This is a genomic window from Pseudonocardia bannensis, from assembly GCF_012911875.1.
In the GTDB taxonomy this organism is placed as follows: domain Bacteria; phylum Actinomycetota; class Actinomycetes; order Mycobacteriales; family Pseudonocardiaceae; genus Pseudonocardia; species Pseudonocardia bannensis.
Window position 1 is genome coordinate 1 of record NZ_JAAXKZ010000009.1, and the last position, 25,610, is coordinate 25,610.

At 73.0% G+C, this 25,610-nt stretch carries 23 protein-coding genes; 18 read left to right on the plus strand and 5 right to left on the minus strand.

Annotated elements, in window-relative coordinates:
• Positions 1-4 precede the first annotated feature (4 nt).
• A complete protein-coding gene (locus HF519_RS04205; RefSeq protein WP_169410299.1) occupies positions 5-532 on the minus strand; it encodes an NUDIX domain-containing protein in 528 nt (175 codons plus the stop codon).
• Between the two features lie 186 nt (positions 533-718).
• Between HF519_RS04205 and dop the strand changes: the two genes are divergently transcribed.
• From dop to HF519_RS04235, 6 genes are all read left to right on the plus strand, one after another.
• Positions 719-2,218, plus strand: coding sequence for a depupylase/deamidase Dop (gene dop / locus HF519_RS04210; RefSeq protein ID WP_169410377.1), 1,500 nt, complete (start codon positions 719-721; stop codon positions 2,216-2,218).
• A 173-nt stretch (positions 2,219-2,391) separates the two neighbouring features.
• Positions 2,392-2,589, plus strand: a complete 198-nt coding sequence (locus HF519_RS04215; protein WP_169382842.1) for a ubiquitin-like protein Pup — start codon at positions 2,392-2,394, stop codon at positions 2,587-2,589.
• 145 nt (positions 2,590-2,734) lie between these two features.
• Positions 2,735-3,610: a proteasome subunit beta gene (gene prcB / locus HF519_RS04220; protein ID WP_169410300.1), complete on the plus strand. Its 876-nt coding sequence runs from the start codon at positions 2,735-2,737 to the stop codon at positions 3,608-3,610.
• 59 nt (positions 3,611-3,669) lie between these two features.
• A complete protein-coding gene (prcA, locus tag HF519_RS04225) occupies positions 3,670-4,521 on the plus strand; it encodes a proteasome subunit alpha (RefSeq protein ID WP_169410301.1) in 852 nt (283 codons plus the stop codon).
• 6 nt (positions 4,522-4,527) lie between these two features.
• A complete protein-coding gene (locus tag HF519_RS04230) occupies positions 4,528-6,051 on the plus strand; it encodes an ABC1 kinase family protein (RefSeq protein ID WP_169410302.1) in 1,524 nt (507 codons plus the stop codon).
• 43 nt (positions 6,052-6,094) lie between these two features.
• Positions 6,095-6,472: a VOC family protein gene (locus HF519_RS04235; RefSeq protein ID WP_169410303.1), complete on the plus strand. Its 378-nt coding sequence runs from the start codon at positions 6,095-6,097 to the stop codon at positions 6,470-6,472.
• Positions 6,473-6,508: 36 nt separating this feature from the next.
• Here the strand turns inward: HF519_RS04235 and HF519_RS04240 are convergent, their stop codons facing one another.
• A complete protein-coding gene (locus HF519_RS04240) occupies positions 6,509-6,871 on the minus strand; it encodes a VOC family protein (protein ID WP_169410304.1) in 363 nt (120 codons plus the stop codon).
• A 109-nt stretch (positions 6,872-6,980) separates the two neighbouring features.
• Here HF519_RS04240 and HF519_RS04245 point away from each other — a divergent pair, with 109 nt between their 5' ends.
• On the plus strand, positions 6,981-7,625 hold the full coding sequence (locus HF519_RS04245; protein ID WP_169410305.1) for an alpha/beta hydrolase: 645 nt from the start codon (positions 6,981-6,983) through the stop codon (positions 7,623-7,625).
• Here the strand turns inward: HF519_RS04245 and fdhD are convergent.
• Complete coding sequence (gene fdhD / locus HF519_RS04250; RefSeq protein ID WP_169410306.1) at positions 7,618-8,439, minus strand: formate dehydrogenase accessory sulfurtransferase FdhD; 822 nt, start codon at positions 8,437-8,439, stop codon at positions 7,618-7,620. The genes HF519_RS04245 and fdhD overlap by 8 nt on opposite strands.
• A gap of 140 nt (positions 8,440-8,579) precedes the next feature.
• Between fdhD and HF519_RS04255 the strand changes: the two genes are divergently transcribed.
• From HF519_RS04255 to HF519_RS04280, 6 genes are all read left to right on the plus strand, one after another.
• The gene (locus HF519_RS04255; RefSeq protein WP_211169525.1) at positions 8,580-9,446 is read left to right on the plus strand and encodes an NTP transferase domain-containing protein; all 867 of its coding nucleotides are present in this window, start codon (positions 8,580-8,582) and stop codon (positions 9,444-9,446) included.
• A gap of 230 nt (positions 9,447-9,676) precedes the next feature.
• Positions 9,677-11,479: an aldehyde ferredoxin oxidoreductase family protein gene (locus HF519_RS04260; RefSeq protein ID WP_169410308.1), complete on the plus strand. Its 1,803-nt coding sequence runs from the start codon at positions 9,677-9,679 to the stop codon at positions 11,477-11,479.
• Positions 11,480-11,563: 84 nt separating this feature from the next.
• On the plus strand, positions 11,564-14,515 hold the full coding sequence (fdhF, locus tag HF519_RS04265) for a formate dehydrogenase subunit alpha (RefSeq protein WP_169410309.1): 2,952 nt from the start codon (positions 11,564-11,566) through the stop codon (positions 14,513-14,515).
• The gene (locus HF519_RS04270; RefSeq protein ID WP_211169526.1) at positions 14,512-16,275 is read left to right on the plus strand and encodes an NAD(P)H-dependent oxidoreductase subunit E; all 1,764 of its coding nucleotides are present in this window, start codon (positions 14,512-14,514) and stop codon (positions 16,273-16,275) included. The genes fdhF and HF519_RS04270 overlap by 4 nt, the downstream gene beginning before the upstream one ends.
• Before the next feature lie 28 nt (positions 16,276-16,303).
• Positions 16,304-17,551 (plus strand): molybdopterin molybdotransferase MoeA, encoded by a 1,248-nt coding sequence (locus HF519_RS04275; protein WP_169410310.1) that lies wholly within the window; start codon positions 16,304-16,306, stop codon positions 17,549-17,551.
• 119 nt (positions 17,552-17,670) lie between these two features.
• Positions 17,671-19,599 carry a molybdopterin biosynthesis protein gene (locus tag HF519_RS04280; protein ID WP_169410311.1) on the plus strand — a complete coding sequence of 643 codons (1,929 nt, stop codon included), beginning with the start codon at positions 17,671-17,673 and terminating at the stop codon, positions 19,597-19,599.
• Positions 19,600-19,630: 31 nt separating this feature from the next.
• Here the strand turns inward: HF519_RS04280 and HF519_RS04285 are convergent, their stop codons facing one another.
• The gene (locus tag HF519_RS04285) at positions 19,631-21,076 is read right to left on the minus strand and encodes a bifunctional phosphatase PAP2/diacylglycerol kinase family protein (RefSeq protein WP_169410312.1); all 1,446 of its coding nucleotides are present in this window, start codon (positions 21,074-21,076) and stop codon (positions 19,631-19,633) included.
• 153 nt (positions 21,077-21,229) lie between these two features.
• Between HF519_RS04285 and pafA the strand changes: the two genes are divergently transcribed.
• Positions 21,230-22,591, plus strand: coding sequence for a Pup--protein ligase (pafA, locus tag HF519_RS04290; protein WP_169410313.1), 1,362 nt, complete (start codon positions 21,230-21,232; stop codon positions 22,589-22,591).
• Between the two features lie 24 nt (positions 22,592-22,615).
• Here pafA and HF519_RS04295 read toward each other — a convergent pair whose 3' ends face one another.
• Entirely contained in the window at positions 22,616-22,861 is a 246-nt protein-coding gene (locus HF519_RS04295; protein ID WP_169410314.1) for a hypothetical protein, read from the minus strand.
• A gap of 158 nt (positions 22,862-23,019) precedes the next feature.
• Between HF519_RS04295 and HF519_RS04300 the strand changes: the two genes are divergently transcribed.
• The 4 genes from HF519_RS04300 (at position 23,020) to tatA (ending at position 25,606) form a co-directional block, all read left to right on the plus strand.
• Positions 23,020-24,015, plus strand: coding sequence for a helix-turn-helix transcriptional regulator (locus HF519_RS04300; RefSeq protein ID WP_169410315.1), 996 nt, complete (start codon positions 23,020-23,022; stop codon positions 24,013-24,015).
• The gene (locus HF519_RS04305; protein ID WP_312859892.1) at positions 24,012-24,992 is read left to right on the plus strand and encodes a helix-turn-helix transcriptional regulator; all 981 of its coding nucleotides are present in this window, start codon (positions 24,012-24,014) and stop codon (positions 24,990-24,992) included. The genes HF519_RS04300 and HF519_RS04305 overlap by 4 nt, the downstream gene beginning before the upstream one ends.
• Positions 24,980-25,162 (plus strand): hypothetical protein, encoded by a 183-nt coding sequence (locus tag HF519_RS04310; protein WP_169410316.1) that lies wholly within the window; start codon positions 24,980-24,982, stop codon positions 25,160-25,162. Before HF519_RS04305 ends, HF519_RS04310 begins: the two co-directional genes overlap by 13 nt.
• 141 nt (positions 25,163-25,303) lie before the next feature.
• The gene (gene tatA / locus HF519_RS04315) at positions 25,304-25,606 is read left to right on the plus strand and encodes a Sec-independent protein translocase subunit TatA (RefSeq protein WP_169410317.1); all 303 of its coding nucleotides are present in this window, start codon (positions 25,304-25,306) and stop codon (positions 25,604-25,606) included.
• Positions 25,607-25,610 lie beyond the last annotated feature (4 nt).

The window sequence follows — 25,610 nt, forward strand, 5'->3', positions numbered from 1 at the left end:
CCGCTCAGGGGCGCTCGCTGAACCACCGCTCGATCAGCGCCCGCCCATCGGGCACGAACGGCCAGTCCGGGTCCGCCAGCCGCGCCCGCAGCTCGTCGAGGTCCATCCACCCGCCCGAGGCGATCTCCGAGGGCTGGTGGACCACCGGTCCGTCCCAGCTCGCCTCGTAGGCGAACAGATGACAGCGCAGCCCGCCCCGGCCCTGGTCCCAGGCCAGCGCGAACAGCGGCCGCAGCGGGACCCCGATGACGCCGAGCTCCTCGGCCAGCTCACGGGCGGCCGTCTGCTCGGGGGACTCGCCGGGCCCCACCACCCCGCCGGCCCAGCAGTCGTGCAGCCCGGCCATGACCAGCTTCTGCGGTGAGCGCCGGTGCACGTAGACCCGCTCGCCGTCACCGCTGCGCAGCAGCACCCCGGCACTGCCGTGCCACAGCGAGCGGGCGTAGACCTCGCCGCGTGCCGCGACCCCGATGACAGCACCGGCGGCGTCGTAGACCGCCACGAGCTCGTCCGCGGGATGCCCTGCCTGCACGCACCGAATCCTTGCAGGCGTGCCGCCGGGGCAGTGCCCAGGCCGCCGCTCGGGCGGCCCGGCGGCGGTCGCCGCGGCGGCGGGTGGGGGCGGCGCCACGTTTCTGTCCGTCCATGCGCGGATCGCAAGCTAGTCTCGGCCCATGCGCTCTACCGTTGAGGTCCGGCCTTGACCGCCCGCCGGATCATGGGCACCGAGGTCGAGTACGGGATCTCCGTGCCCGGCGATCCGACCGCCAACCCGGTCATCACCTCCACCCAGGTCGTCCTGGCCTACGCCGCCGCCGCCGAGATCCCACGCTCGCGGCGCGCCCGATGGGACTACGAGGTGGAGTCGCCGCTGCGGGACGCCCGTGGTTTCGACCTGTCGGCGCCGACGCTGTCCACGCCCGGCGACTCCGAGCTCGACGACCTGGGCGCGGCGAACGTGATCCTCACCAACGGCGCCCGGCTCTACGTCGACCACGCGCACCCGGAGTTCTCCACTCCCGAGGTCACCACCCCACGCGACGTCGTGATCTGGGACAAGGCCGGGGAGCGGGTCATGGAGGAGGCCGCGATGCGGTCGGCCACCGTGCCCGGGGCACCCCGGATCCAGCTCTACAAGAACAACGTCGACGGCAAGGGCGCCAGCTACGGCTCCCACGAGAACTACCTGATGGCCCGATCCACGACGTTCCCGTCGATCGTGAGCGGCCTCACCCCGTTCTTCGTGTCCCGCCAGGTCATCAGCGGCGCGGGCCGGGTCGGCATCGGCCCGTCCGGCGACGAGGCCGGCTACCAGCTCTCCCAGCGCGCCGACTACATCGAGGTCGAGGTCGGCCTGGAGACGACGCTGAAGCGGGGCATCATCAACACCCGCGACGAGCCGCACGCCGACGCCGACAAGTACCGCCGGCTGCACGTCATCATCGGCGACGCGAACATGTCGGAGTACTCGACGCTGCTCAAGGTGGGTACCGCGGCGCTGGTCCTCGACATGATCGAGAACGGCGTCCGCTTCGACGAGCTGCGCCTCGCCGAGCCGGTGCGCTCGGTGCACGCGATCAGCCACGACCCGACGCTGAAGACCACCGTCGAGCTGACCGACGGCCGCAAGTTCACCGGCCTCGACATCCAGCGGGCCTACTTCGAGAAGGCCAGCAAGCACGTCGAGAACACCCAGGGCGCGGACGTCGACGACGCCACGGCCGAGGTGCTGCGGCTGTGGGGCGAGGTGCTCGACGACCTCGCGCGCGACCCGATGAGCACCGCGGACCGGCTCGACTGGTCGGCGAAGCTCCGGCTGCTCGAGGGCTACCGCGAGCGCGACGGGCTCGCCTGGAGCTCCCCGCGCCTGCACCTGGTCGACTTGCAGTACACCGACGTGCGGATGGCCAAGGGCCTCTACAACCGGCTCGTCGCCCGCGGGTCGATGAAGCGGCTGGTCAACGAGGACGACGTGACCGAGGCGATGCACAACCCGCCGGAGGACACCCGCGCCTACTTCCGTGGGCGCTGCCTGGAGCGCTACCCGTCCGAGGTGGCCGCCGCGTCCTGGGACTCGGTGATCTTCGACCTGGGCCGCGAGTCGCTGGTGCGCATCCCCACCCTGGAACCGCTGCGCGGCACCCGCCGCCACGTCGGGGACCTGCTCGACAACTCCCGCACCGCCGAGGAGCTCGTCGAGGCCCTGACCAAGGGGTGAGGGCCGCTCTGCCGGGCCGTTCCCGGGTGCGGCGGGTGCACGACGCGCCCAGCGGCCCAGCGGCAACCGCGGGCGTGTCGCGTGTCCGCTAGGTAGGGTTTGCATTACCGGACCCCGGTTCGGCGTGCTCGCACGGCACGTCGGGCGGGACCCAGGCGCGAGGAGGAGACGTCATGTCGCAGGAACAGACCAAGCGTCAGGGCGGTGGCGGCGGAGACGACGAGGACGGCAGCGGCGCGGAAGCGTCCGGCCAGGAGCGTCGTGAGAAGCTCGGTGAGGACGTGGACACGATCCTCGACGAGATCGACGACGTCCTCGAGGAGAACGCCGAGGACTTCGTCCGCGCCTACGTCCAGAAGGGCGGCGAGTAACCGCTCTCCGGTATCGGCCGGCCCGCACCTGTGGGTCGGCCGGTCACCGGGTCCGGTACCCCGGCGCAGTACTCTCACATCCGCTCGCACCGTCATTCCGCACACCGCACGCGATGTCCGCACGAGGAGAGGCACCCACCTGACCATGGACCCCCGGCCGCCGGTCAACAACGGGATCTTCGCCGATCACCTGGGCGCCTATTTCGCGCCCGGTTCGCCGTCGTTCACCGACTTCGTCGCCGCCACGGCGCCGCACCTGCTGCCCGGCCGGGTGCCGGAGGGCCTCACCGCCGCGGGCCCGCGCGCGGGGGCCGGGTTCGAGGCGCCGCACGGCACCACGATCGTCGCCCTGACCTTCTCCGAGGGTGTCGTCATCGCCGGTGACCGGCGGGCCACCGCGGGCAATGTGATCGCTCAGCGCGACATCGAGAAGGTGTTCATCACCGACTCGTACTCCGCGGTCGGCATCGCCGGCTCCGCGGGGATCGCGCTGGAGATGATCCGGCTGTTCAGCGTGGACCTCGAGCACTACGAGAAGATCGAGGGCGTCCCGCTGTCGCTGGACGGCAAGGCCAACAAGCTGGCCGGGATGCTGCGGCAGAACCTGGGCGCGGCCCTGCAGGGCTTCGTGGTCGTCCCGCTGTTCGTCGGCTACGACACCGAGGCCACCGAGCCGTCCAAGGCTGCTCGGATCGTCACCTACGACCCCACCGGCGGCCGCTACGACGAGTGGCTCGGCTACCACGCCGTGGGGTCCGGGTCGGTGTTCGCGAAGTCGTCGCTGAAGAAGCTGCACGACCCGGCGGCCGACGAGTCCAAGGCGATCCGGACCGCGATCGAGGCCCTCTACGACGCCGCCGACGACGACACCGCCACCGGTGGCCCGGACATGATCCGCAAGATCTACCCGGTCGTCGTCAGCATCAGCGGCGCGGAGGGCGCGGTCCGGCGGCCCGATTCGGAGATCGAGGAGATCACGGCCCAGGTGCTAGCCGCCCGGGCCGTCCGCCCGGGCGGCTGACCCCGCGTTGCCGCCCTCTTCGTGCTTGAACCGATCTCGCTGAGTCAGGAGTTCCGCCCGTGACGATGCCGTTCTACTCCTCGGTCGACCAGCTGCTGCGCGACCGCTCCGAGCTGGCCCGCAAGGGCATCGCCCGCGGGCGCAGCGTCGTGGTGCTGGCCTATGCCGGCGGCGTGCTGTTCGTCGCGGAGAACCACTCGACCGCGCTGCACAAGGTGTCCGAGATCTACGACCGGATCGGCTTCGCCGCGGTCGGCCGCTACAACGAGTTCGAGAATCTGCGCACCGGCGGCATCCGGCTCGCGGACGTGCGCGGCTACTCCTACGACCGTCGCGACGTGACCGGCCGCTGGCTGGCCAACGCCTACGCGCAGGCCCTGGGCAACTCCTTCGTCGAGCAGCAGAAGCCCTTCGAGGTGGAGCTGTGCGTCGCCGAGGTCGGTGAGGCGCCCGAGGGCGACCAGCTCTACCGGATCACCTACGACGGCTCGATCACCGACGAGCCGCGCTACGTGGTGATGGGCGGCCAGACCGAGCCGATCAGCGCGAAGCTGCAGGAGTCCTACCAGCCGGGCCTCAAGCTCGACGACGCCGTCTCCGTCGCCGTCCAGGCTCTGCAGGTGGCGGGCACCGCGCCCGGATCGAGCGGGGGCGCCGGCCAGACGAGCCGGATCCTCGGGGTGAGCGCGCTGGAGGTGGCGGTGCTCGACCGGGCCCGCCCGCGGCGCGCGTTCCGCCGGATCACCGGCAACGTGCTGCGTGGCCTGCTGCCCCCGGAGAACCGCGGTGCCGTGGAGGAGGAGCCCGAGGTCGGCGGGGACGAGATCGCGGCCGCCAGCGCGGCCACCGACAACGGGAGCAACGGGTCCTCGCCCGACGGCACGGCCGGCACCCCGTTGAACGGCGCGTAGCAGCCGATGGCCGCACCGGCCCGAGCGCGGGCGGTGGCCCGGGTGCTCGGCGGGCTCACCGCGCGCGAGGTACGGGCGCTGGCCGGTCGTCGCAACCGGCCCCCGGACGCCGATCCCGGCCGGGAGCGCGCCCGCGCGGTCCGGCACGCCCTCGAGGAGCTGGGCCCGTTCTACGTGAAGCTCGGGCAGATGCTCGCCACCCGGCCCGACATGGTCTCCGCGACCATGATCTCCGAGTTCGAGCAACTGCACGACCAGGTCTCGCCGCTGCCGTTTTCCGACCTGGAGCCGGTGCTCGAGACCGAGCTGGGGGCGGACTGGCGCGGCCGGTTCCGCTCGATCGACGTGGACAAGCCGCTGGGTGCGGCGTCCCTGGCGCAGGTCTACCGCGTCGAGCTCGACGACGGCCGCCCCGGCGTGGTGAAGATCCAGCGACCGGGGATCGCGGCGCTGATGCGCGACGACATGTGGCTGATGCGGCGCATCGCCCGCGTGGTCGGGAAGCGCACCCCGGACTTCACCGAGGTCATCGACGTCGAGGCCATGCTCGACATGATCTTCGACACCATGGAGCCGGAACTCGACTTCACCCGTGAGGCCGAGAACATGGACGCGGCCCGGCAGGTGGCGGCGAAGTTCGACCTGGTCGCGGTGCCCGACGTCGTCGCCGCGACGCCGCGGGTCCTCGTGCAGGGCATGGCCGCCGGTCGCCCGGTGCGCGACGTGCAGCCCGGTCCGGACGACGCCGAGCAGCTGATGGCCGCGGGTCACGACGTCTTCGGCTTCATGTGCCAGTCGTACTTCAGCGAGCGCGTCTTCCACGCCGACCCGCACCCGGGCAACATCTTCCTCTCCGCCGACGGCGTCGCGACGATCATCGACTGGGGCATGGTCGGGCGGATGGACCGGCGGATGAGCATGTCGCTGCTGCTGCTGCTCATCTCCATCCTGCGCAACGACGGTTCGGGCGCGGCCCGGGCGTGGATCGAGCTGGGCCGGGTCACCCCGCGCGGTGACGTCGCCGGGTTCGTCGGGGACATGAGCAGGCTGGTGCCCAAGCTGGCCGGCCGCTCGCTGGGCGACATCGACTTCGGAACCGTTCTCACCTCGGCGCTCGGGTTCGCGACCAAGCGCGGCATCTCGACCAACCCGATGGTCTCGGTGCTCGGCAAGTCCTACGCGAACCTGGAGGGCTCGGTCCGGCTGTTCGCGCCGCAGATCTCGCTCACCGACGTGATGGGGCAGAACCTGCGCCGGATCATGCAGCAGATGCTGTCCGAGGAGGTCAACGAGGAGCAGTTGGCCGCGGTGGCGCTGGAGACCCTGCTCGGCGGGGGGATCGTGCGGAACTGGCGCAGCATCGCCGACGACGCGGTGAGCCGCGGGCTGACCGTGCAGACCTCGCAGATCGAGCACCGCCGCTCGCGCCGGGAGGACCGGGCCGACGCGCGGGCGGCGAAGCTGCGCCACAGCCTGGTCGGGCTCGGCGCGGTCGCACTCTGGCTCGACCACCGGCGGCGGCTGCGCTGAGCAGCCTTGACCTGCACCCGGGTGCAGGTTGCAAGGTGGGGCCATGGCCGTCGAGTTCAACCACACCATCGTCTTCACCCGCGATCAGCAGGCCGGGGCGCGGTTCCTGGCCGACGTTCTCGGACTGCCCGAACCGACCCGGTTCGGCCCATTCGACGTGGTCACGGTCGCCCACGGGGCCAGCCTGGACTTCATGACCAGCGACGACGTGACGCCCCAGCACTACGCGTTCCTGATCACCGAGGACGAGTTCGACGCGGTCGACAAGCGGCTCCACGACCGGGGGATCACCACCTATGCCGACCCCGGCCACCGGACGGTCGGGTTCAACACCCACGACGGGGGCCGGGGCATGTACTTCGACTCGCCGGAGGGACACAACCTGGAGGTGATCACCCGGCCCTACGGCAGCGGGGGCTGAGCCCGGTGGCCGTGCGGCGTACGCGTGCGGCGGGCGTCAGGCGTAGCTGCGCAGTTCCACCCCGTTGCCGTCGGGATCGCGCAGGTAGATGCCCCGCCCCTGGCCGCGGGCGCCGAACAGGTCCTTCGGCGCCGCCACGCCGTGCTCGGCGGCGAGCGCGTCGAGGTCCACGTCGTCGACGACGAGCGCGACGTGCTCCATGTTCGCGCCCGTCCGCTCGCCGGAGAGCACATCGATGATCGTGGACTCGCAGACGCGCAGCGACGCGAACGGCACCTCACCGTTGCGCCAGGCGTCCAGCCGCTCGGGCTCGAGGCCGAGGGTCTCCCGGTACCAGGCGATGAGCCTCTCGGGCTCCGGTGTGACGAGCACGATGTGGTCCAGCGCGACGACCCGCATGCCACGTGCGTACCAGCGCGGTCCGCCGAGCGGAAGTGGCTCGCGGTGCCTCCAGCACGGGCCGAGCCGCTTCCACCGGGAACGGCCCGGTGCGCCGTAGGCTCGACCGATGATCGAATCGCTGCGCCTGCGCACCGCCGACGGTCTGGGGCTGGAGGCCGAGGTCGCATCGCCCGGCGGCGAACCCCGCGCCGCGATGGTGTTGTGCCACCCGCACCCGCAGTACGGCGGCAGCATGCGCACGGTCGTCATCGACGCGTTGTTCGGCGCGCTGCCGGCCCACGGCGTGGCCTGCCTGCGGTTCAATTTCCGCGGTGTGGAGGGCAGCGACGGCGGCTTCGACGACGGCACCGGCGAGCGGCTCGACGTCGAGGCGGCGGTGACCGCGCTCGACGAGCGCCTCCCCGCCGAGGTGCCGCTCGTCCTCGCCGGGTGGTCGTTCGGCGCGGACATGGCGCTGTCGGTGCGGCATCCGCGCCTCGGGGGCTGGTACGCGATCGCCCCACCACTGCGGTTCGCCCGGGACCTCGACCGGCTCGCCACCGACCCGCGCCCGAAACTGCTGGCTCTCGCCGAGCGCGACGAGGTGCGCCCGCCCGCCGAGGTGGCACGCGTGGCCCGGGACTGGACGCACACCGAGATCGAAATCGTCCCGGGCGCGTCGCACTTCTTCCTGGGCCACACCGGCCGGCTCGTCGACCTCGGGGCGGCCTTCGCCGACCGCCTCGCCCGCTGGTCGCGGGACATCAGCTGATGCGGTCGGGGTGGGTGTAGACGTTCATCGACTCGCCGCGCAGGAACCCGACCAGGGTCACGCCCGCCTCGTCGGCGAGCTCCACCGCCAGCGACGACGGCGCGGACACCGCGGCCAGCATCGGCACCCCGGCCATCACGGCCTTCTGGACGAGCTCGAACGACGCTCGCCCGGACACCATGAGCACCGTCCCCGTGGCGGGGACGTGCCCGTTCAGCAGCGCCCAGCCGAGCACCTTGTCGACGGCGTTGTGCCGCCCCACGTCCTCCCGCGCGACCAGCAGTCGCCCGTCGCCGGTGAACAGCCCCGCGGCGTGCAGCCCGCCGGTGGAGTCGAAGACCCGCTGGGCCTCGCGCAGCGTGTCCGGCAGCGTCACGAGGGTCCGGTAGGACACCGAGACCTGATCCGCCGCGGGGGAGAAGCGGGTCTTGAGGCGGACCGCGTCGAGCGAGGCCTTCCCGCACACCCCGCACGAGGAGGTGGTGTAGAAGTTCCGCTCGACCGAGGTGTCCGGGGGTTCGACGCCGGGGGCCAGCGCCACGTCGAGGACGTTGTAGGTGTTGCGGCCGTCCGCGTCGACGGAGTCGCAGTAGCGGGCGACGGCGACGTCCTCGGACGAGCCCAGGACCCCCTCGGTGAGCAGGAAGCCGTGGGCGAGCTCGACGTCGTGGCCGGGCGTGCGCATCGTGACCGACAGCGGTTTCCCGCCGACCCGGATCTCCAGCGGTTCCTCGGCGGCCAGGCTGTCCGGGCGGCGGCGCGCACCGTCGGGCCCGAGCCGCAGCACCGGCCGGCGGATGGTCAAGCGGCCCATCGCTTCGCTCCTCAGTCGCCCCGTCACACGGCCGTGATCGACCGGGGTTCAGGGTAGGAGCGCCCGCGCCGGCTCGCTGACGGTGGGCCACGATCCGCTCCGGCGCGGCCCGGCGGCCGGTCGGGCCTACGATGGCTCGCGTGAGCATCAGCGACGGCGCCGCGGCCGGCATCGTGCTGGCGGGCGGGCGGTCCTCGCGGATGGGTGAGCCCAAGGCCGCACTCGAGTGGCACGGCTCGACGCTGCTGCACCGCACCGCGGCGCTGCTGGGCCGGACGGTCGACGGCCCCGTCGTGGTGGTCCGGGCCCCCGGGCAGGAACTGCCCGCACTGCCGGCCGGGGTGGAGGTGGTCGAGGACCCGGTCGAGGGGCTGGGCCCGATGCAGGGCATCGCCACCGGTCTGGCCACGGTCGCGGCCCGCGCCCCGATCGCGTTCGTGTGTTCCACCGACATGCCGTTCCTGCACCCTGCCTTCGTCCAGCGGGTGCTGCGGGTTCTCGCCGATCTCGACCCCGCGGTCGACGTGGTGCTCCCGGTCGCGCGCGGGTTCCCGCAGCCGCTGGCCGCCGGATACCGGACCGCGCTGGCCGAGCTGGTCGCCAAGCTCGTCGCCGACGGACAACTGCGCCCGGCGATGCTCTTCAAGCAGTGCCGCGTGGCCCGGCCCGACGACGCCGAACTGCTCACCGACGCGCCGCTGGCCCGGCTCGACCCCGACCTGGACTCCCTGGTCAACGTCAACGCCCCGGAGGACTACGCCGCGGCCCGGCGACGCCCCGCCCCGCAGATCACCGTGCAGCGCTACGGCGCGCTGGCGAGCGGTGGCCACCACGGCCCGCAGGCCGTCCGCGCCGGGACCCTCGCCGCCGCCGCTGCCGCCACCGGCCTGGTGCTGGACCGGCACGTGGTGGCCGCGCTCAACGGCGACCAGATCAGCCGGGACCCGGCGCTGCCGCTGGTGGCCGGCGATGTGGTCGCGTTCCTGTCCGCAGATGCCGGGGGCTGAGCTGCTCAGATCACGGGCAGCAGCCGTCCGCCCCACAGCACCGACCACGCCTTCCCCTCGGCCAGGAACTGCGCGCCGCCGAGGCCGAGCAACGGCGGCGTGGCCGGCGAAGGTGATCAGCTACGTGTCGACCACGGAAGGAGTCCAGCAGAGCCGACGAACGCCCCGCGACGCTCGTTCGGCCCCGCAGGAATACCCCCGCGTTCGGCCGACCGGCCTACAGTCGCGGTATGACGGCGGGCGGGTACTTCGGACGTGCGCTGATCGTCGACGTGACGGGCCGGGCGGCGACCGGGACACCGCTGGACCTCGACGAGCGGGTGCGGCGGGCCTACCTCGGCGGGGTCGGGCTCGGCACCTGGCTGCTGCACCGGCTGGCTCCCGCCGGCGCGGATCCGCTGGCCCCCGCGGCGCCGCTCGCGTTCGTGTTCTCCCCGCTCGTCGGGACACCGCTGACCACGAGCGCGAAGTTCGCCGTGGTGGCCAAGTCGCCGCTGACCGGGCTGCTCACCGACGCGCTCGCGTCCAGCCAGTTCGCCATCTCCGGCAAGCTCACCGGGCACGACGCGATCGTGATCCGCGGCCGCGCGGACGAGCTGTCGGTCGTGCTCGTGGACAGCGACGGAGTGCGGCTCGAACCGGCTCCCGAGCTGGCCGGCCTGCCGGCGGCCGAGGCGGAGACCACCGCCCGCGAGCGCTTCGGCCGTGGCTGGCGTACCGCCGCGATCGGTCCGGCGGGCGAGCGGCAGGTCCGCTACGCGACGATCAGTCACGACGGCCGGCACGCGGGCCGCGGCGGGCTCGGTGCCGTGCTGGGGGCGAAGAACATCAAGGCCGTCCTGGTGCGGGCAGGGACGAAGGTCGCCGTCGCCGACCAGGCGGGCGTGCTGGCTGCCGCGCGCGACCTGCGGGGACGCAGCTTCGGGCCGGCCACCGCCAAGTACCGGGAGCTCGGCACGCTGGCGAACCTGCTCGCGTTCAACGCGGTGAGCACGCTGCCCACCCGCAACTTCACCGCCGCCACCTTCGAGGCCGCGCCCCGGCTGGCCGCCGAGGAGCTGCACGAGATGCGCGGGGTGGCCCGCAACAGCTGTGCGTCCTGCTCCATCGGCTGCGAGCACATCTACTCCCGCAAGGGTGGCGGCAGCCAGCGGATGGAGTACGAGAACGTGTTCGCGCTCGGTCCGTTGTGCGGGGTGTCCGACCCGGACGACGTGTTCGCCGCGAGTGCCCGCTGCGACGAGCTGGGGATCGACACCATCTCCGCCGGCGGCACGATCGCGTGGGCGATGGAATGCGTCGAGCGCGGCCTGATCGACGCGCCGTGGCTGCGCTTCGGCGACGGCGCGGCACTGCTGCGGGCATTGGACGCGATCGGCGCCCGCGAACCGGGCCTCGGGGAGCTGCTCGCCCAGGGGTCACGGCACGCCGCCGCGGTCGTCGGTCACGACTCGATCGATTTCGCTCCCCAGGTCAAGGGCCTGGAGCTGCCCGGGTACGAGCCGCGGAGTTTGCAGGCGATGGCGCTCGGGCTGGCGGTGAACTCCCGCGGTGCGGACCACAACCGGTCCGGGGCCTACGAGGCCGACCTGTCCGGGGAGCTGGATCGCCTCGCCGGCGGCGCCGCACACGTCGCCGCCGCGATCGGCACCGAGGACCGCGCCGCGGTGATGGACTCGATGATCCTGTGCAAGTTCCTGCGCGGTGTCTTCACCGAGCCCTTCGACGAGTGGGCGGCCCTGCTCGCCGCCGTCACCGGGTGGGACGTCGACGCCGCCGAGCTGCGGGCCGTCGCCCGGCGGATCGTGCTGGCCAAGCGGGTGTTCAACCTGCGCGAGGGTGCCACCGCGGCGGACGACCGGCTGCCCGCCCGGATGCTGAGCACCCCGCTGGCACTGGGCTCGGGCCGGGTCGCGGCGCTCACCGCTGAACGGCTGCAGTCCATGGTCGACGGCTACTACGCGGCGCGCGGGCTGGACGCGGCCGGGCGGCCCCGCCCGGCGGACCTGGCCGGCCTGCTGATCGACGGGTGAGGTTCGGCGCAGGATGACGCCGCCATCTCGGCGGCGGTGAACTAGGGTCGTCCGAGTCACACTGCTCGAGCAACGGGGGTCGAGATGACGGCTGTGCAGGAGCCTGTCACGTCGGTCCGCACCGTCACGGCCGAGATCGACGGCCGCACCGTGACGGTGCCCGAAGGAACCACCATCTACGACGCCGCGAAGCAGCTCGGGATCGATATCCCGGTGCTCTGCCACGACGAGCGGTACGACCCGGTGGGCGTCTGCCGGATGTGTGTGGTCGACACCGGCGGCCGGGTGTTCGCCGCAGCCTGCGTGCGCCCGTGCGAGGACGGCATGGAGGTGAAGACGACCACCCCCGAGCTGGAGCGCAACCGGGCCACGCTGACCGAGCTGCTGCTCTCCGATCAGCCGCCCCGCGCCGAGGACCCGAAGCAGACCACGACCGGCGACAACCTGCTGCTCGAGCTGGCCGACCGGTTCGACGTCGCCCGCGAGACCACCGAGCTGCCCTGTGGCTCCGGCCGGGGCACGGACGGCTCCAACCCGGTGATCGACGTCGACCACGACGCCTGCATCCTGTGCGACCGCTGCGTCCGGGCGTGCGACGACATCCAGGGCAACGACGTGATCGGCCGCTCCGGCAAGGGCTACTCGACCCGGATCGCGTTCGACCTGAACGACCCCATGGGCTCGAGCTCGTGTGTGACCTGCGGCGAGTGCGTGCAGGCCTGCCCCACCGGGGCGCTGACCAACAAGCCGATCGGCGGCGTCCCGATCCGCCCCCGTTCCGAGCTCGACGCCGTCGACAGCGTCTGCCCGTACTGCGGGGTCGGCTGCGCGCTCACCTACTACGTGGACCGGTCGCGCGACGCCATCGTGTTCGCCGAGGGCCGTGACCAGCCCGGGTCGCAGAGCAGGCTGTGCGTCAAGGGTCGCTACGGCTGGGACTACGCGGCCTCGCCGCAGCGGCTCACCGTGCCGCTGATCCGCCGCGAGTCGTCCTACCCGAAGGGCCCGCTCTCGGCCGACGTCCGCGGGGACGTCGAGAACGACCGCGGCCGCGCAGGCAGTGGCGGGGAGCGGTCCGGCGGAGGCCGGAACGGCAGCAGGAACGGCAAGGGGAACGGCAAGGGGAAGGGCCGCAAGCCCGGCGGGCTCGTCGACTACGACGAGGTGCTGCCGCACTTCCGGGAGGCCACCTGGGAGGAGGCACTCGACCTCGTCGCCACCCGGCTGAAGGAGATCCACGCGAGCGGCGGCCCGGGTGCGATCGCCGGGTTCGGCTCGGCGAAGTGCTCCAACGAGGAGGCGTACCTGTTCCAGAAGCTGATCCGGGCCGGCTTCGGGACGAACAACGTCGACCACTGCACCCGGCTGTGCCACGCGTCGTCGGTGGCGGCGCTGTTCGAGGGCATCGGGTCGGGCGCGGTGTCCACGACCTACGGCGACGTGGTCAACTCCGACGTCGCGATCATCACCGGCAGCAACGCGACGGCCAACCACCCCGTCGCGTCCTCGTTCTTCAAGCAGGCCCGCAGGCAGGGAACGACGATCGTCTACGTGGACCCGCGGGCCGGGACCGTGTCCGACCACGCCGACATCCACTGCCAGATCAAGCCCGGCACCGACGTCGCGTTCTACAACGCGATCATGCACGAGCTGATCCGGCTCGGGCTGATCGACCGGGAGTTCATCGCCACCCGCACGTCGAACTACGACGCGCTCGCCCGCACCGTGGCGGACTACCCACCGGAGCGCTCCGCGACGATCTGCGGCGTCGACGCCGACACCATCCGACAGGTGGCCCGGATCTGGGGCGAGGCCAAGGCCGGGGTCATCTACTGGGGCATGGGGATCTCCCAGCACACCACCGGCACCGACAACGCCCGCTGCCTGATCGCGCTGTGCTCGATCACCGGCAACGTGGGGCGTCCGGGCACCGGTCTGCACCCGCTGCGCGGGCAGAACAACGTGCAGGGCGCCAGCGACGCCGGGCTGATCCCGATGTTCTACCCGGACTACCAGGGCGTCGACCGGGAAGCGACCCAGCGCCGGTTCGAGGACGCCTGGGGCACCCAACTCGACCCGAACCGCGGGCTGACCGTCACCGAGATCATCAAGTCGGCGCTGGAACCCGGTGGTGTGCGCGGTATGTACATGCTGGGCGAGAACCCGTTCCTGTCCGACCCGAACATCAACAAGGTGCGCAAGGCGCTGTCCGCGCTGGACTTCCTGGTCGTGCAGGACATCTTCCTGACCGAGACCGCCGAGTTCGCCGACGTGATCCTGCCGGCGTCGTCGTACCTGGAGAAGGACGGCAGCTACACCAACACCGACCGCCGGGTGCAGCTCGGCCGCAAGGTGATGGACCCGCCCGGCCAGGCGCGGGTGGACTGGGAGATCGTGCAGGACATCGCGCGGCGGGTCGGGCTGGACTGGGACTACACCGGGCCGAGCGAGATCTTCGACGAGATGGTCGAGCTGATGCCGTCGTACGCGAACCTGTCCTACGACAACCTCGGCCTGACCGGGAAGCTCTACCCCAACGCCGACCCGGAGCACTCCGACGGGCTCGTCGTGATGTTCGACGAGCGGTTCAACACCGACGACGGGCTGGCCCACCTGGTGCCCGCCGAGTGGCTGCCGGCCAAGGAACTGCCCGACGCGGAGTACCCGCTGGTGCTCAACACCGGCCGGCTGCTGGAGCACTGGCACACCGGCTCGATGACCCGGCGGTCCTACGCCCTGGACACGATCTCCCCGGTCGCCGAGGTGTACATGCATCCCAAGGACGCCGCCGACCGTGGGCTCGCGCACGGCGAACGGGTCCGGGTGCGGTCCCGGCGCGGCACGATCGAGCTGCAGCTGCGGGTGTCGCACCGCGAACAGCTGGGCAACTGCTTCATCCCGTTCCACTTCCGGGAGGCGGCGGCGAACCTGCTGACGATCGACGAGGTCGACCCGTTCGGGAAGATCCCCGAGTTCAAGTTCTGCGCCGTGCAGGTCGAGGCCCTCGGCGCACCGGTACAGGGAGTGCGAGCGTGACCGAACTGTCGGACCGTGCGGCCGAGGTCCGGGCCCGCCGGGTGCCCGGGGTGGAGGCGCGGGCCGGGAAGTTCCCCGGGCCCTCGCTGATCCCGGCGCTCAACGCGATCCAGGCCCGGGTGGGGTGGCTGCCCCGCGAGGAGCTGGAGGAACTGGCCCGCGACACCCGCCGCCCGCGTTACGAGATCGAGGGCCTGATCTCGTTCTACCCGCACTTCCGCACGTCGCCGCCGGCGAAGGTCGCGCTGAACGTCTGCCACGACCTGTCGTGCTGGCTGCGCTCGGGCGACGACCGGATCGCCGAGCTGCGCGGCCGGTACGGCGATGACGCCGACGTCGAGCTGGTCGAGGTCTCGTGCCTGGGACGGTGCGACATCGCGCCCGCGGTGGCCGTCAACGAGCACCCCGCGCCCGTGTCGGAGGCGGACACGCTCGTCGCCGCGGCCCGGGGCGCCGGGGTGGGCGAGGCGGACGCGACCCCGTCGGGTCGTACCGAGCCCTGGCCCAACGACCCGTACCCGGCGGGCTCCGGGGTCGCCGAGCGGTACGCGACCCTGCGGGCTCTGCTGTCCGGATCGCTGAACGCCGACGACGTCGTGGCCGTGCTCTCCGAATCCGGGCTGCGCGGGATGGGCGGCGCCGGGTTTCCCACCGGGAAGAAATGGGAGCTCGTCCGCGCGGCCGAGCCGGGGAGCATCAAGTACGCGGTCTGCAACGCCGACGAGTCCGAGCCGGGCACGTTCAAGGACCGCCAGATCATGGCCGACCAGCCGCACCTGGTTCTGGAGGGGCTGCTGCTCGGGATGGCCGTGGTCGGCGCCGAGCAGGGCTGGGTGTTCATCCGGCACGAGTACGGGCCCGAGGAGCAGGTGCTGCGCGCGGAGATCACGGCGCTGCGCGAGGCCGGGGTGATCGGGGCGGACGCCTGCGGCAGCGGCCGCCGCCTGGAGCTCGACGTGTTCGTCTCCCCGGGCGGCTACATCCTCGGGGAGGAGACCGCGCTGCTGGAGTGCATGGAGGGCCACCGCGGCGAGCCGCGCAACAAGCCCCCGTTCCCCGGCAACTACGGGCTGCACGGCCGGCCGACCCTGATGAACTCCGTGGAGACCTTCGCCGATGTCCCGGTGATCCTGCAGCGCGGCGCGCAGTGGTGGGCGGACCAGGGCGAAGGCCAGTCGGTCGGCTGGAAGTTCTTCGCCGTCTCCGGGCACGTGGAGAACCCGGGCGTCTACTGCGTCCCGATGGGCACGACGGTCCGGTCGTTGATCGACCTCGCGGGCGGCGTCCGCGGCGGTGCCGCGCTCGCCGCGGTGCAGCCCGGTGGGGCGTCGTCGAACTTCATCGGCCCCGACGATCTCGACCTGCCGCTGGACTTCGGACCGCTGGCGGAGGCCGGCACGATGCTCGGTTCCGGGGCGCTGGTGGTGATCGCGGAGGGCACCGACCTGCTGGCCGCCGCCACCAACGTGCTGCGCTTCTTCCGCAACGAGTCGTGCGGCAAGTGCGTGCCGTGCCGGGTCGGGTCGACCAAGGCGCACGAGTTGCTGCGCGGGGTGCTGGCGTCGGGATCGTCGTCGCTCGACGAGGCGCAGCGTGGGCGGGTCCTGCGGCTCGAGGAGGCCATGCGCAAGACGTCGATCTGCGGGCTCGGCCAGGTCGCGCTGGGGCCGGTGGTCAGCGTGCTCGGCCTGGAGAAGGGCGGCGCTGCGGCGCGCGAGCAGCCCAAGCCCGACGGCGCGGCGGAACAGCCGGCCCGGTGACCGAGCGGGCGAGGGCACGATCGATCACATGACCGAGCGCGTGACCGGGCGGGAGTTCTTCACCGCCCGTACCGTGTCGCAGACCCTCGCCGGGTTCCGGCCCGTCCGGCGCACCGAGGTGGAGACCGTGCCGTTGGCCGAGGCGCTGCACCGGGTACCCGCCGCCGAGGTGCCCGCACCGGGCCCGCTGCCGGGGTTCGTCCGGTCCACGGTCGACGGCTTCGCGGTCCGGGCGGCCGACACCTACGGCGCGTCCGACGGCCTGCCGTCCTACCTCGATCTGGTCGGTGCGGTGCGGATGGGTGCGGAGCCGAGCGTCGCGGTGCCACCCGGTGGCTGCGTCGCGATGCCCACCGGCGGTGTGCTGCCCGCGGGGGCCGACGCGGTGGTGATGGTCGAGTACACCGCCGAGACGATGCCCGGCACGATCGAGGTGACCCGGCCCGTCGCACCCGGCGGAGGCCTGGTGCGGGCCGACGAGGACGTCGCCGCGGGTGCCGCGCTGGTTCCCGCCGGGCGGCCGCTGCGGGCACCGGATCTCGGGCTCCTCGCCGCGGCCGGGGTGACCGCGGTGCCCGTGCACGCCCGGCCCCGGGTGGTGATCATTTCGACCGGGGACGAGGTGGTGCCGCCGTGCACGGCGGAGCTGGCCGCGGGCCAGGTGCGGGACGCCACCGCGTCGGCGCTGGCCGGTCTGGTCACCGACGCCGGTGGGGAACCGGTGCTTGCCGGGATCGTGCCGGACGACCCGGGAGCGCTGGAGACGACGTTGCGCGGCGTCCTCCCGGACGCCGACATGGTGATCGTCTCGGCGGGTTCCTCGGTGGGCGCGCGCGACGAGACCGCGGGGGCGGTCGCCGCACTGGGCCGGATCTGGTGCCACGGGCTCGCGATCAAGCCCGGCAAGCCGACCCTGCTCGCCGAGTGCCCGGGCGGGAGCGGCGCCGACGTCCCGGTGGTCGGGCTGCCCGGCAACCCGCTGTCCGCGCTGGTGGTGTTCCGGTTGATCGGGGTGCCGTTGGTGTGGCGGCTCGCGGGGTGCGAGGTCCCGCCGCCGGAGCCGGGCACCCGGGCCCGGCTGTCCCGTGACCTGGCCTCGGCCGCGGGCAGGCTCGACGTGGTGCAGGTGACGATCCGCGACGGGGTCGCCGAGCCGCTGTTCGGGCCGTCTGCGCTGTTGTCCGTGCTGACCCGGGCCGACGGGTACCTGGTCGTCCCCGAGCCCGCCACCGGCCTGGACGCCGGCTCCGAGGTCGAGGTCACCCGCTACCGGTGACGCCCACCGCCGCGTGACGGGACCGCGCGCGTGGACACGGTGTGTGCGCGCGGACATGGTGTGTGCGTGGTGCGGCGCCGGGGTGGGCCATCCGCCCGCCGGGTCGATACGGTCGGCGGGTGAGCGCCGAGAGCCCGTTCGTCTCCGACGTCCCGGCCGCCGCGGCCCTCGACGCCTGGCGGGAGGCACGTGCCGCGGCGGGCTGCCCGGCCCGGGTCGATGCGATCCGGGTTCCCGTCGGCGCCGCGGTGGGCCGGGTGACGGCCGAGCCGGTGTGGGCGCGGCGGTCCTCGCCCGCGTTCGACTCCGCCGGGATGGACGGGATCGCGGTCCGGGCGGCCGACACCGTCGGCGCGGCCGAGACCACCCCGGTGCTGCTCGCCGTGGGCGAGTTCGAGGTGGTCGACACCGGGGATCCGCTCCCGGCCGGCTACGACGCCGTCGTGATGCGCGAGCAGGTGCACCGGACGGGCGACGGGGCGGCCGAGCTGCGCGCCGCCGTCCCGCCCTACCAGCACGTCCGCTCGATCGGCGAGGACATCAGCGCCACCGAGCTGCTGCTCCCGGAGGGCCACCGGCTCCGGCCGGTCGATGTCGCCGCGTGCGCCGCGGCCGGGGCCACCGAGCTCGTCGTCCGGCGCCCGCCGCTCGTCGTCATCGTCCCGACCGGCGACGAGATCCGGCCGATCGGCACCGAGCCCGCCCCCGGGGAGATCCTGGACACGAACTCGCTGATGCTCGCCGCGCAGGCCCGCGAGGTGGGCTGCGACGCGCGCGTGACCGAGATCGTCGTCGACGACCCGGACGCGATCAGCGCGGCCCTGCGCGCAGCCGCGGTCGACGCCGACCTGGTCATCCTCGTCGCCGGGTCCAGCGCGGGTCGCGACGACTACACCGCCCGCGTCGTCGCCGGTGCCGGAACGCTCGCGGTGCACGGCGTCGCCGTGCGGCCCGGACACCCGGTCGTCCTCGGCGTCGTCGCCGGTACTCCCGCGACCCCGGTGCTCGGCGCGCCGGGTTACCCGGTCTCGGCCGCGCTCACCTTCGACATCTTCGCCGCACCGCTGCTCGCCGACCTGGAAGGGGCAGCTCCCCGGGAACGACCGTCGGCAACCGCGCGGCTGGCCCGCAAGCTCCCCTCCGCGATCGGGATGGACGACTGGGTGCGGGTCCGGCTGGGGCGCGTGCAGGGCGAGGTGGTCGCCACGCCGCTGCCCCGCGGCGCCGGCGTGCTCACCTCGCTGGTGCGCGCCGACGGCCTGCTCGTGGTGCCCGCCGGGCTGGAGGGCCACCACGCCGGCGAGCAGGTCCGGGTGGAACTGCTGCGCGGGCTCGGCGAGATCGGGCACACGATCGTCGCGATCGGCTCGCACGACCTGGTGCTGGACCTGGCGGCCTCCGCGCTGCGCGCCACCGACCCGCTGGTCACGCTGGCCTCGTCGAACGTCGGGTCGCTCGGCGGGCTGGTGGCCCTGCGGGACGGGCTGTGTCACATCGCCGGCTCGCACCTGCTGGACCCGGCGACCGGGGAGTACACGCTGCCCTATGTGGACAAGCTGCTCGGGGCGGGCCCCGACGTGGCCGTGGTCCGGCTGGTGCACCGGGACCAGGGACTGATCGTCGCGCCCGGCAACCCGTTGGGGCTCTCCGGTGTCGAGGACCTGACCCGGGCCGGACTGCGTTATGTCAACCGGCAGCGTGGGGCCGGGACCCGCGCCCTGCTCGACCATGAGCTGGCCCGCCGTGGGATCGACTTCGCGGAGGTGTCGGGATACTCCCGCGAGGAACACACCCACCTCGGGGTGGCCGCCGCCGTGGCCGCGGGACGCGCCGACACCGGGATGGGCATCCTGGCCGCCGCCCGGGCCTTCGGGCTGGACTTCGTCCCCGTCGCCCGGGAGCCCTACGACCTGGTGCTGCGGACCTCGACGGTGGCCGACGACCTCCTCGCGCCGCTGTGGGCGCTGCTCGAGCGCCCGGAGTTCCGGGCGAGCGTGGAGGCCCTGGGCGGGTACTCGTGCGCCGAGACCGGGCGGCGGATCCGCTGACCGGCGGTGCGCGACCGGCCCGACCGGTCGCTCACCCCAGGTACGGCCGGTCCTGCCCCGTCCACTTCCGCTCGTCGCGGCGGTAGACCGGGATCGGGTCCTTCGCGACCCGGAAGGTGTAGCGGCCGGACTCCTCGACCACCTCGCCGTCGGTGGCGAGCATGGCGGGTCTCCTGAGCTCGACGTCGAGTTCGGGCACCTCGCGCTGCGCGTAGACCCGGCTGTGCCCGAGCGCGCCGAGGATGAGTGCGAGGAACGCCCGGGCCCGGGAGAAGCGCACGTCGGCGCGGATCCACCGGACGTCGAGCAGGCCCGAGTCGAGCGTGGGCCGCCAGGCCGGCACCATTCCGCGCGGGTGGTACGGCCCGTTGCCCACGAACAGGAACCAGACCGTGTGCCACTCGCCCTCGATCTTGACATCGACGCGCTCGGACTTGCGCAGCACCGAGATCAGCGCTGCCGCGAACGCCGGCCACTTGCCCCAGCGCGGCTGCCACCGCTCCCGCAACTGCACCAGCTCCGGGTAGGAGCCGATGCTCGCGGTGTTGAGGAAGTACCGGGTCCGGATGACCTCCTCGCTCATGGGGTCTGCGCCGGCGCCCGGGTGCGCCTCGACCAGCCCGAGATCCACCGCCACCGCCTCACCGGCCTGGGTGGCGTCGACGGCCTCCTGCAGGTCGTAGACGCCGACGTCGCGAGCGAAGTGGTTGAGGGTGCCGGCCGGGACGACCACCAGCGGCAACCCGTTCCGGTTGGCCACGGCGGCCGCCGCCGCGACCGTCCCGTCGCCACCGGCCACCCCGATCGCCCGCGTCCGGCTGCCGTTGCGGGCGAGCGCGTCCTCGAGTTGCTCGCCGATGTCCACGCCCTCCTGGACGCGCAGCACCGTGGCGCGGGGCAGCGCCTCGGCGACGTCGTCGGCCGGATCGACGTTCGGGTCCCCGGAGTAGGGGTTGGCGACCATCACCAGGCCTTCGCCCTCCGGGAGGGCCGGCACGGCGTCCAGCGGGCGGGCCCGGGCCTCGTCGGTGCGCCGGACCGGCCACCAGCGGCGGGTGGCCAGCGCGACGCCGCTGCCCAGCGCGGCGCCGGCGACCACGTCCGAGGCCCAGTGGACACCGACGTGCACCCGGGAGTACGCCACGGCGCCCGCCAGCGGGGCGACGACGAGGCCGAGCCGCGGGCTCTCGAGTGCCACCGCCGCGGCGAACGCGGCCGCCGACGCGGCGTGCCCGGACGGGAACGACGACGACGTCGGCGGGTCCGCGAGGGTCTGGTAGGCGGGCAGCTCGGCCGCGGCCGGGCGGCGGCGCGGCAGCATCGGTTTGAGGATCGCGTTGGCGCTCCCGCTCGCGCCGGCGATGGCCACCACGCCGCGCATCGCGGCCTTGCGGCTCGCGCCCTTGCGGGTGGCGAGCAGTGCCGCGACCCCGAACCACAGCAGGCTGTGGTTGGCGGCCGTGGACAGCGTTTTCATCGCCGGGTCCAGCCGGCTCGGTGGCCGCTGGGCGATTCGGCGCGATATGACCCGATCGGCGTCGTTCACGTTGTCGGCAACGCGGCTGACACGCCGGAACCACTCGATCACAGGCGTGACAGTACGGGCGGTTCTCCGCCTACGCTGAAGGGCATGCAGCGTCGGATCTACGGTGTCGAGACCGAATTCGGGGTCACCTGCACCTTCCACGGTCAGCGTCGGCTGTCCCCCGACGAAGTGGCGCGATACCTCTTCCGCCGCGTGGTCTCCTGGGGTCGGTCGTCGAACGTCTTCCTGCGCAACGGCGCCCGGCTGTACCTGGACGTCGGGTCCCACCCCGAGTACGCGACCGCCGAGTGCGACTCGCTGACCCAGCTCGTCGCCCACGACAAGGCGGGGGAGCGGATTCTCGAGGATCTGCTCGTCGACGCCGAGCGGCGGCTGGTCGACGAGGGCATCGGCGGCGACATCTACCTGTTCAAGAACAACACCGACTCGGCCGGCAACTCCTACGGCTGCCACGAGAACTACCTCGTGGCCCGGGCCGGCGAGTTCTCCCGGATCGCCGACGTGCTGTTGCCGTTCCTGGTGACCCGGCAGCTCATCTGTGGTGCCGGCAAGGTTCTGCAGACTCCCCGCGGGGCGGTCTACTGCCTGTCGCAGCGGGCGGAGCACATCTGGGAGGGCGTCTCCAGCGCCACCACCCGGTCCCGGCCGATCATCAACACCCGCGACGAGCCGCACGCCGACGCCGAGCGTTACCGCCGGCTGCACGTCATCGTGGGCGACTCGAACATGTCCGAGGTGACCACCCTGCTCAAGGTCGGCTCCGCGACGCTGGTGCTCGAGATGATCGAGGCGGGCGTCCAGTTCCGCGACTTCACCCTGGACAACCCGATCCGGGCGATCCGCGAGATCAGCCACGACCTCACCGGCCGGCGCACGGTCCGGCTCGCGGGCGGACGTGAGGCCAGCGCGCTGGACATCCAGCGGGAGTACTACGCCCGCGCCGTCGAGCACGTGCAGGCCCGGGGGAGCGCGGACAAGACCACCGAGCGGGTCCTCGAGCTGTGGGGTCGCACCCTGGACGCGGTGGAGACCCAGGACCTCTCGCTGATCGACCGCGAGATCGACTGGGCCATCAAGCACCGGCTCGTCGAGCGCTACCGCGACCGCAACGACCTCGACCTGGCCAACGCCCGGATCGCCCAGCTCGACCTGGCCTACCACGACATCCGGCGTGGCCGGGGCCTGTTCGACATGTTGCAGCGCAAGGGCATGGTCGACCGGGTCACCGACGACGGCGAGATCGAGGCCGCCAAGGACACCCCGCCGCAGACGACGCGAGCCAAGCTGCGCGGTGACTTCATCGCCGCCGCGCAGGCCGCGGGCCGCGACTTCACCGTCGACTGGGTGCACCTGAAGCTCAACGACCAGGCGCAGCGCACCGTGCTGTGCAAGGACCCGTTCCGGGCCGTCGACGAGCGGGTGGACCGGCTCATCGCGTCGCTCTAGACGCCCCTCACGATCACACAGCCGTCACTCGATGCCCGGCATCATCTTTCGGCGCAGCTCCGCCAGGGTGTCCTGGACGCCGGGAGCGGCCGGTCCGGCGTGGTCGGGTGCGGACTGGATGCCGAGTGCGTTCAGCAGATCCCGCGCCGCGGCCGCGGGATCCCCGGTCTCGCCCAGCACCGGGTGCAGTCCTCGCTCGGCCAGGTGATGGAACACCAGGTTGACGACGCTCCAGGGGTTGAAGGTCTCGGGTGTGCCTACCTCGCCCATGGCTTACCTCTCCGTGTCCGGCCTCGCACCGAGCGTTCTCGCCGGGTCCGGTGGCGTCAAGACGCCACGGCGTCGCAGGATGAGACGCCCGCCGATGATCGTGACCGGTCGACCCGGTTCGGCGGTACGCGCGCCGCGGCGGCCGTACGATGCGGCTCGTGTCCTCCGCCCGCGCCGAGCGACTGGTGAACCTGGTCCTCTGCCTGCTCGCCACCCGGCAGTTCCTGTCTGCCGAGCGGATCCGCGCGACCGTCCCGGGCTACGCCGACGCGCCGAGCGACGAAGCGTTCTTCCGGATGTTCGAGCGGGACAAGAACGAGCTGCGCGAGCTGGGCATCCCCTTGGAGACGGGCCGCCGGTCGTCGTTCGACACGGCCGACGGCTACCGGATCGCGCGGCAGGACTACGAGCTCGGTGAGATCGACCTGGAGGCCGACGAGGCCGCTGCCGTCGCGCTGGCCGCCCGGCTGTGGGACACCCCGCAGCTGGCCGGGGCGGCGCACGGCGCGCTGGTGAAGCTGCGAGCGGCCGGTGTCGAGGTCGACGAGACCCGGGGGCCGGTGCAGCCGCGGGTGCGGGCCGCGGAGCCGGCGTTCGCGCCGTTGCTCGCCGCGGTGCAGGCGGGACGGGCGGTCACCTTCGACCACCGCCGGGGTGGCCCCACCGGCGAGATCGTCCGCCGGACCGTCGAACCGTGGGGCGTGGTGTCCTGGCGGGGCCGTTGGTACCTGGTCGGTCACGACCGGGACCGCGAGGACGTGCGTTCGTTCCGGCTCTCCAGGATCGCGGAGCCGGTGACCCCGATCGGACCGGCCGGTGCCGTGACGGTGCCTCCGGACATCGACCTGATGGGCTACATCAAGCACAACTTCGATCCGCCCCCGGTCATCGGCGCCGCCCGGGTGTGGGTCCCGCAGGGGCGGGCCTACGGGCTGCGCCGGCTCGGCCGGGTCCTCGGGCCGCGGACGCACCGCGGCCGCGCCGGCGACGAGCTGGAGATCGACCTGCGCAGTGTGCACCTGGTGGCACGCTGGCTGAGCGGCCACGGCCCGGACGTCGTGGTGCTCGACCCGCCGGAACTCGTCGAGGCGGTCCGGCTCAACTGGGAGGCCGCCGCGAAGGCCCACGAGGGGCCACCCGGGAGCGCGCCGTGAGCGCCGGCGTGGCCGACCGGCTCCCGCGACTGCTGTCGCTGGTGCCCTACTTCCTCGCCCGCCCCGGGGTGCCGGTCGCCGAGGCCGCGGCCGACTTCGGCATCTCGGAGAAGCAGCTGCGCCGGGACCTGGAGCTGCTGTGGATGTGCGGGCTGCCCGGCTACGGCCCCGGTGACCTGGTCGACCTGTCTTTCTCCGGGGACACCGTGACCGTCACCGAGGACGCCGGGATGCGCCGCCCGCTGCGGTTGACCACGGCCGAGGCCACCGCGCTGCTGGTCGCGCTGCGCACCCTGGGCGGCCTGCCGGGGATGGTCGACACGGCGTCGGTGCAGCGGGCCACCGCCAAGATCGAGCGGGCGGTCGGCGACGCCGGGCTCGCGGGCGTCGCGGTCGACCTGACCCGCGAGGAGGAGGCCACCACCGCAGCCGTCCGCACCGCGCTGGAGCAACGGCGGGCGCTGCGGATCCGGTACTACACCGCGGGCCGCGACGCCGTCTCGCAACGCACCATCGACCCGATGCGGCTGCTGCTGGTCGAGGGCCGCGGATACCTCGAGGCGTGGTGCCGGCGGGCGGAGGGCGTGCGGCTGTTCCGGCTCGACCGCGTCGAGGCCGTCGAGCAGCTCGACGAGCCGGCCGCCCCACCGCCGGACGCCGAGCCCACCGATCTGTCGGCGGGGCTGTTCCGCCCGTCCGCGGAGCACCGCACCGCGGTGCTGGCGCTCGAGCCCGAAGCCCGCTGGATCGCCGAGTACTACCCCGTCGACGAGGTGGTGGAGTTCGACGGTGGCCGGGCCCGGGTGTCGATGCGCTACGCCGACCCGGCCTGGCTGATCCGGCTCGTGCTCGGGCTCGGCGGCGGGGCCCGGGTAATCGACCCGCCCGAACTGGCCGAAGCCGTCGGCCGCCGAGCCCGGGAGGCGCTCGCCGCCGGGGACGTGAACGCGGAACAGGAGCAGACGTGGGACTCGTGATCGCGCTGGTCGTCGCCGGTTTCGGCCTGGTGGCGCTGGCGGTACTCGTGGCGGTGACGGTCCTGCGGCCGGTGCGGCGACTGGCCGGTCAGGCCGCGTCGCTGCAGTCGGACTGGGACAGGCGCGTGGCGGCGCTCGAGCAGGCGGTACCGCGCCGCCGTCACTCGTGAGGTCCTGAATCGTTCCCCGGGTGCAGGGCGAATCGCGTATCACGATTCGGTCCTCGGATCGGTGGACACCGCCGGTCGGGTGATGCCTTTCACCCGTCCCCGTACACTGCGGGGCGAATGACGACGAGGGAGGACGGAAACATGCCAGGTGGTTGGGAATGGCTCATCATCGTAGGTGTCCTGCTCCTGCTCTTCGGGGCTAAGCGACTGCCGGAGATGGCGCGTTCGGTGGGCCAGTCGGCCCGCGTTTTCAAGGGTGAGATGAAGGGCCTGAAGGCCGACGACGAGGCCCACAAGAACGACAAGACGGACAAGCCCGAGACGACGGACAAGCCCGCGGACGCGGCGACGCCGACCCCGCCGTCGGCGCTCCCGACCGGCCAGCAGACCTCGCAGGAGCCCACTCGGACGCCGCAGCCGGGCCAGGCCGAGCGGCCGCAGTAGCCTC

What these genes read in the sequence shown, in the direction of transcription:
- fdhF (WP_169410309.1), top strand. Translation starts at nt 11,564, where the DNA reads ATGACGGCTGTGCAGGAGCCTGTCACGTCGGTCCGCACCGTCACGGCC.
- HF519_RS04285 (WP_169410312.1), bottom strand. Translation starts at nt 21,076, where the DNA reads ATGAAAACGCTGTCCACGGCCGCCAACCACAGCCTGCTGTGGTTCGGG.
- tatA (WP_169410317.1), top strand. Translation starts at nt 25,304, where the DNA reads ATGCCAGGTGGTTGGGAATGGCTCATCATCGTAGGTGTCCTGCTCCTG.
- dop (WP_169410377.1), top strand. Translation starts at nt 719, where the DNA reads ATGGGCACCGAGGTCGAGTACGGGATCTCCGTGCCCGGCGATCCGACC.
- HF519_RS04235 (WP_169410303.1), top strand. Translation starts at nt 6,095, where the DNA reads ATGGCCGTCGAGTTCAACCACACCATCGTCTTCACCCGCGATCAGCAG.
- prcB (WP_169410300.1), top strand. Translation starts at nt 2,735, where the DNA reads ATGGACCCCCGGCCGCCGGTCAACAACGGGATCTTCGCCGATCACCTG.
- fdhD (WP_169410306.1), bottom strand. Translation starts at nt 8,439, where the DNA reads ATGGGCCGCTTGACCATCCGCCGGCCGGTGCTGCGGCTCGGGCCCGAC.
- HF519_RS04230 (WP_169410302.1), top strand. Translation starts at nt 4,528, where the DNA reads ATGGCCGCACCGGCCCGAGCGCGGGCGGTGGCCCGGGTGCTCGGCGGG.
- HF519_RS04245 (WP_169410305.1), top strand. Translation starts at nt 6,981, where the DNA reads ATGATCGAATCGCTGCGCCTGCGCACCGCCGACGGTCTGGGGCTGGAG.
- HF519_RS04240 (WP_169410304.1), bottom strand. Translation starts at nt 6,871, where the DNA reads ATGCGGGTCGTCGCGCTGGACCACATCGTGCTCGTCACACCGGAGCCC.
- pafA (WP_169410313.1), top strand. Translation starts at nt 21,230, where the DNA reads ATGCAGCGTCGGATCTACGGTGTCGAGACCGAATTCGGGGTCACCTGC.
- HF519_RS04275 (WP_169410310.1), top strand. Translation starts at nt 16,304, where the DNA reads ATGACCGAGCGCGTGACCGGGCGGGAGTTCTTCACCGCCCGTACCGTG.
- HF519_RS04215 (WP_169382842.1), top strand. Translation starts at nt 2,392, where the DNA reads ATGTCGCAGGAACAGACCAAGCGTCAGGGCGGTGGCGGCGGAGACGAC.
- HF519_RS04260 (WP_169410308.1), top strand. Translation starts at nt 9,677, where the DNA reads ATGACGGCGGGCGGGTACTTCGGACGTGCGCTGATCGTCGACGTGACG.
- HF519_RS04295 (WP_169410314.1), bottom strand. Translation starts at nt 22,861, where the DNA reads ATGGGCGAGGTAGGCACACCCGAGACCTTCAACCCCTGGAGCGTCGTC.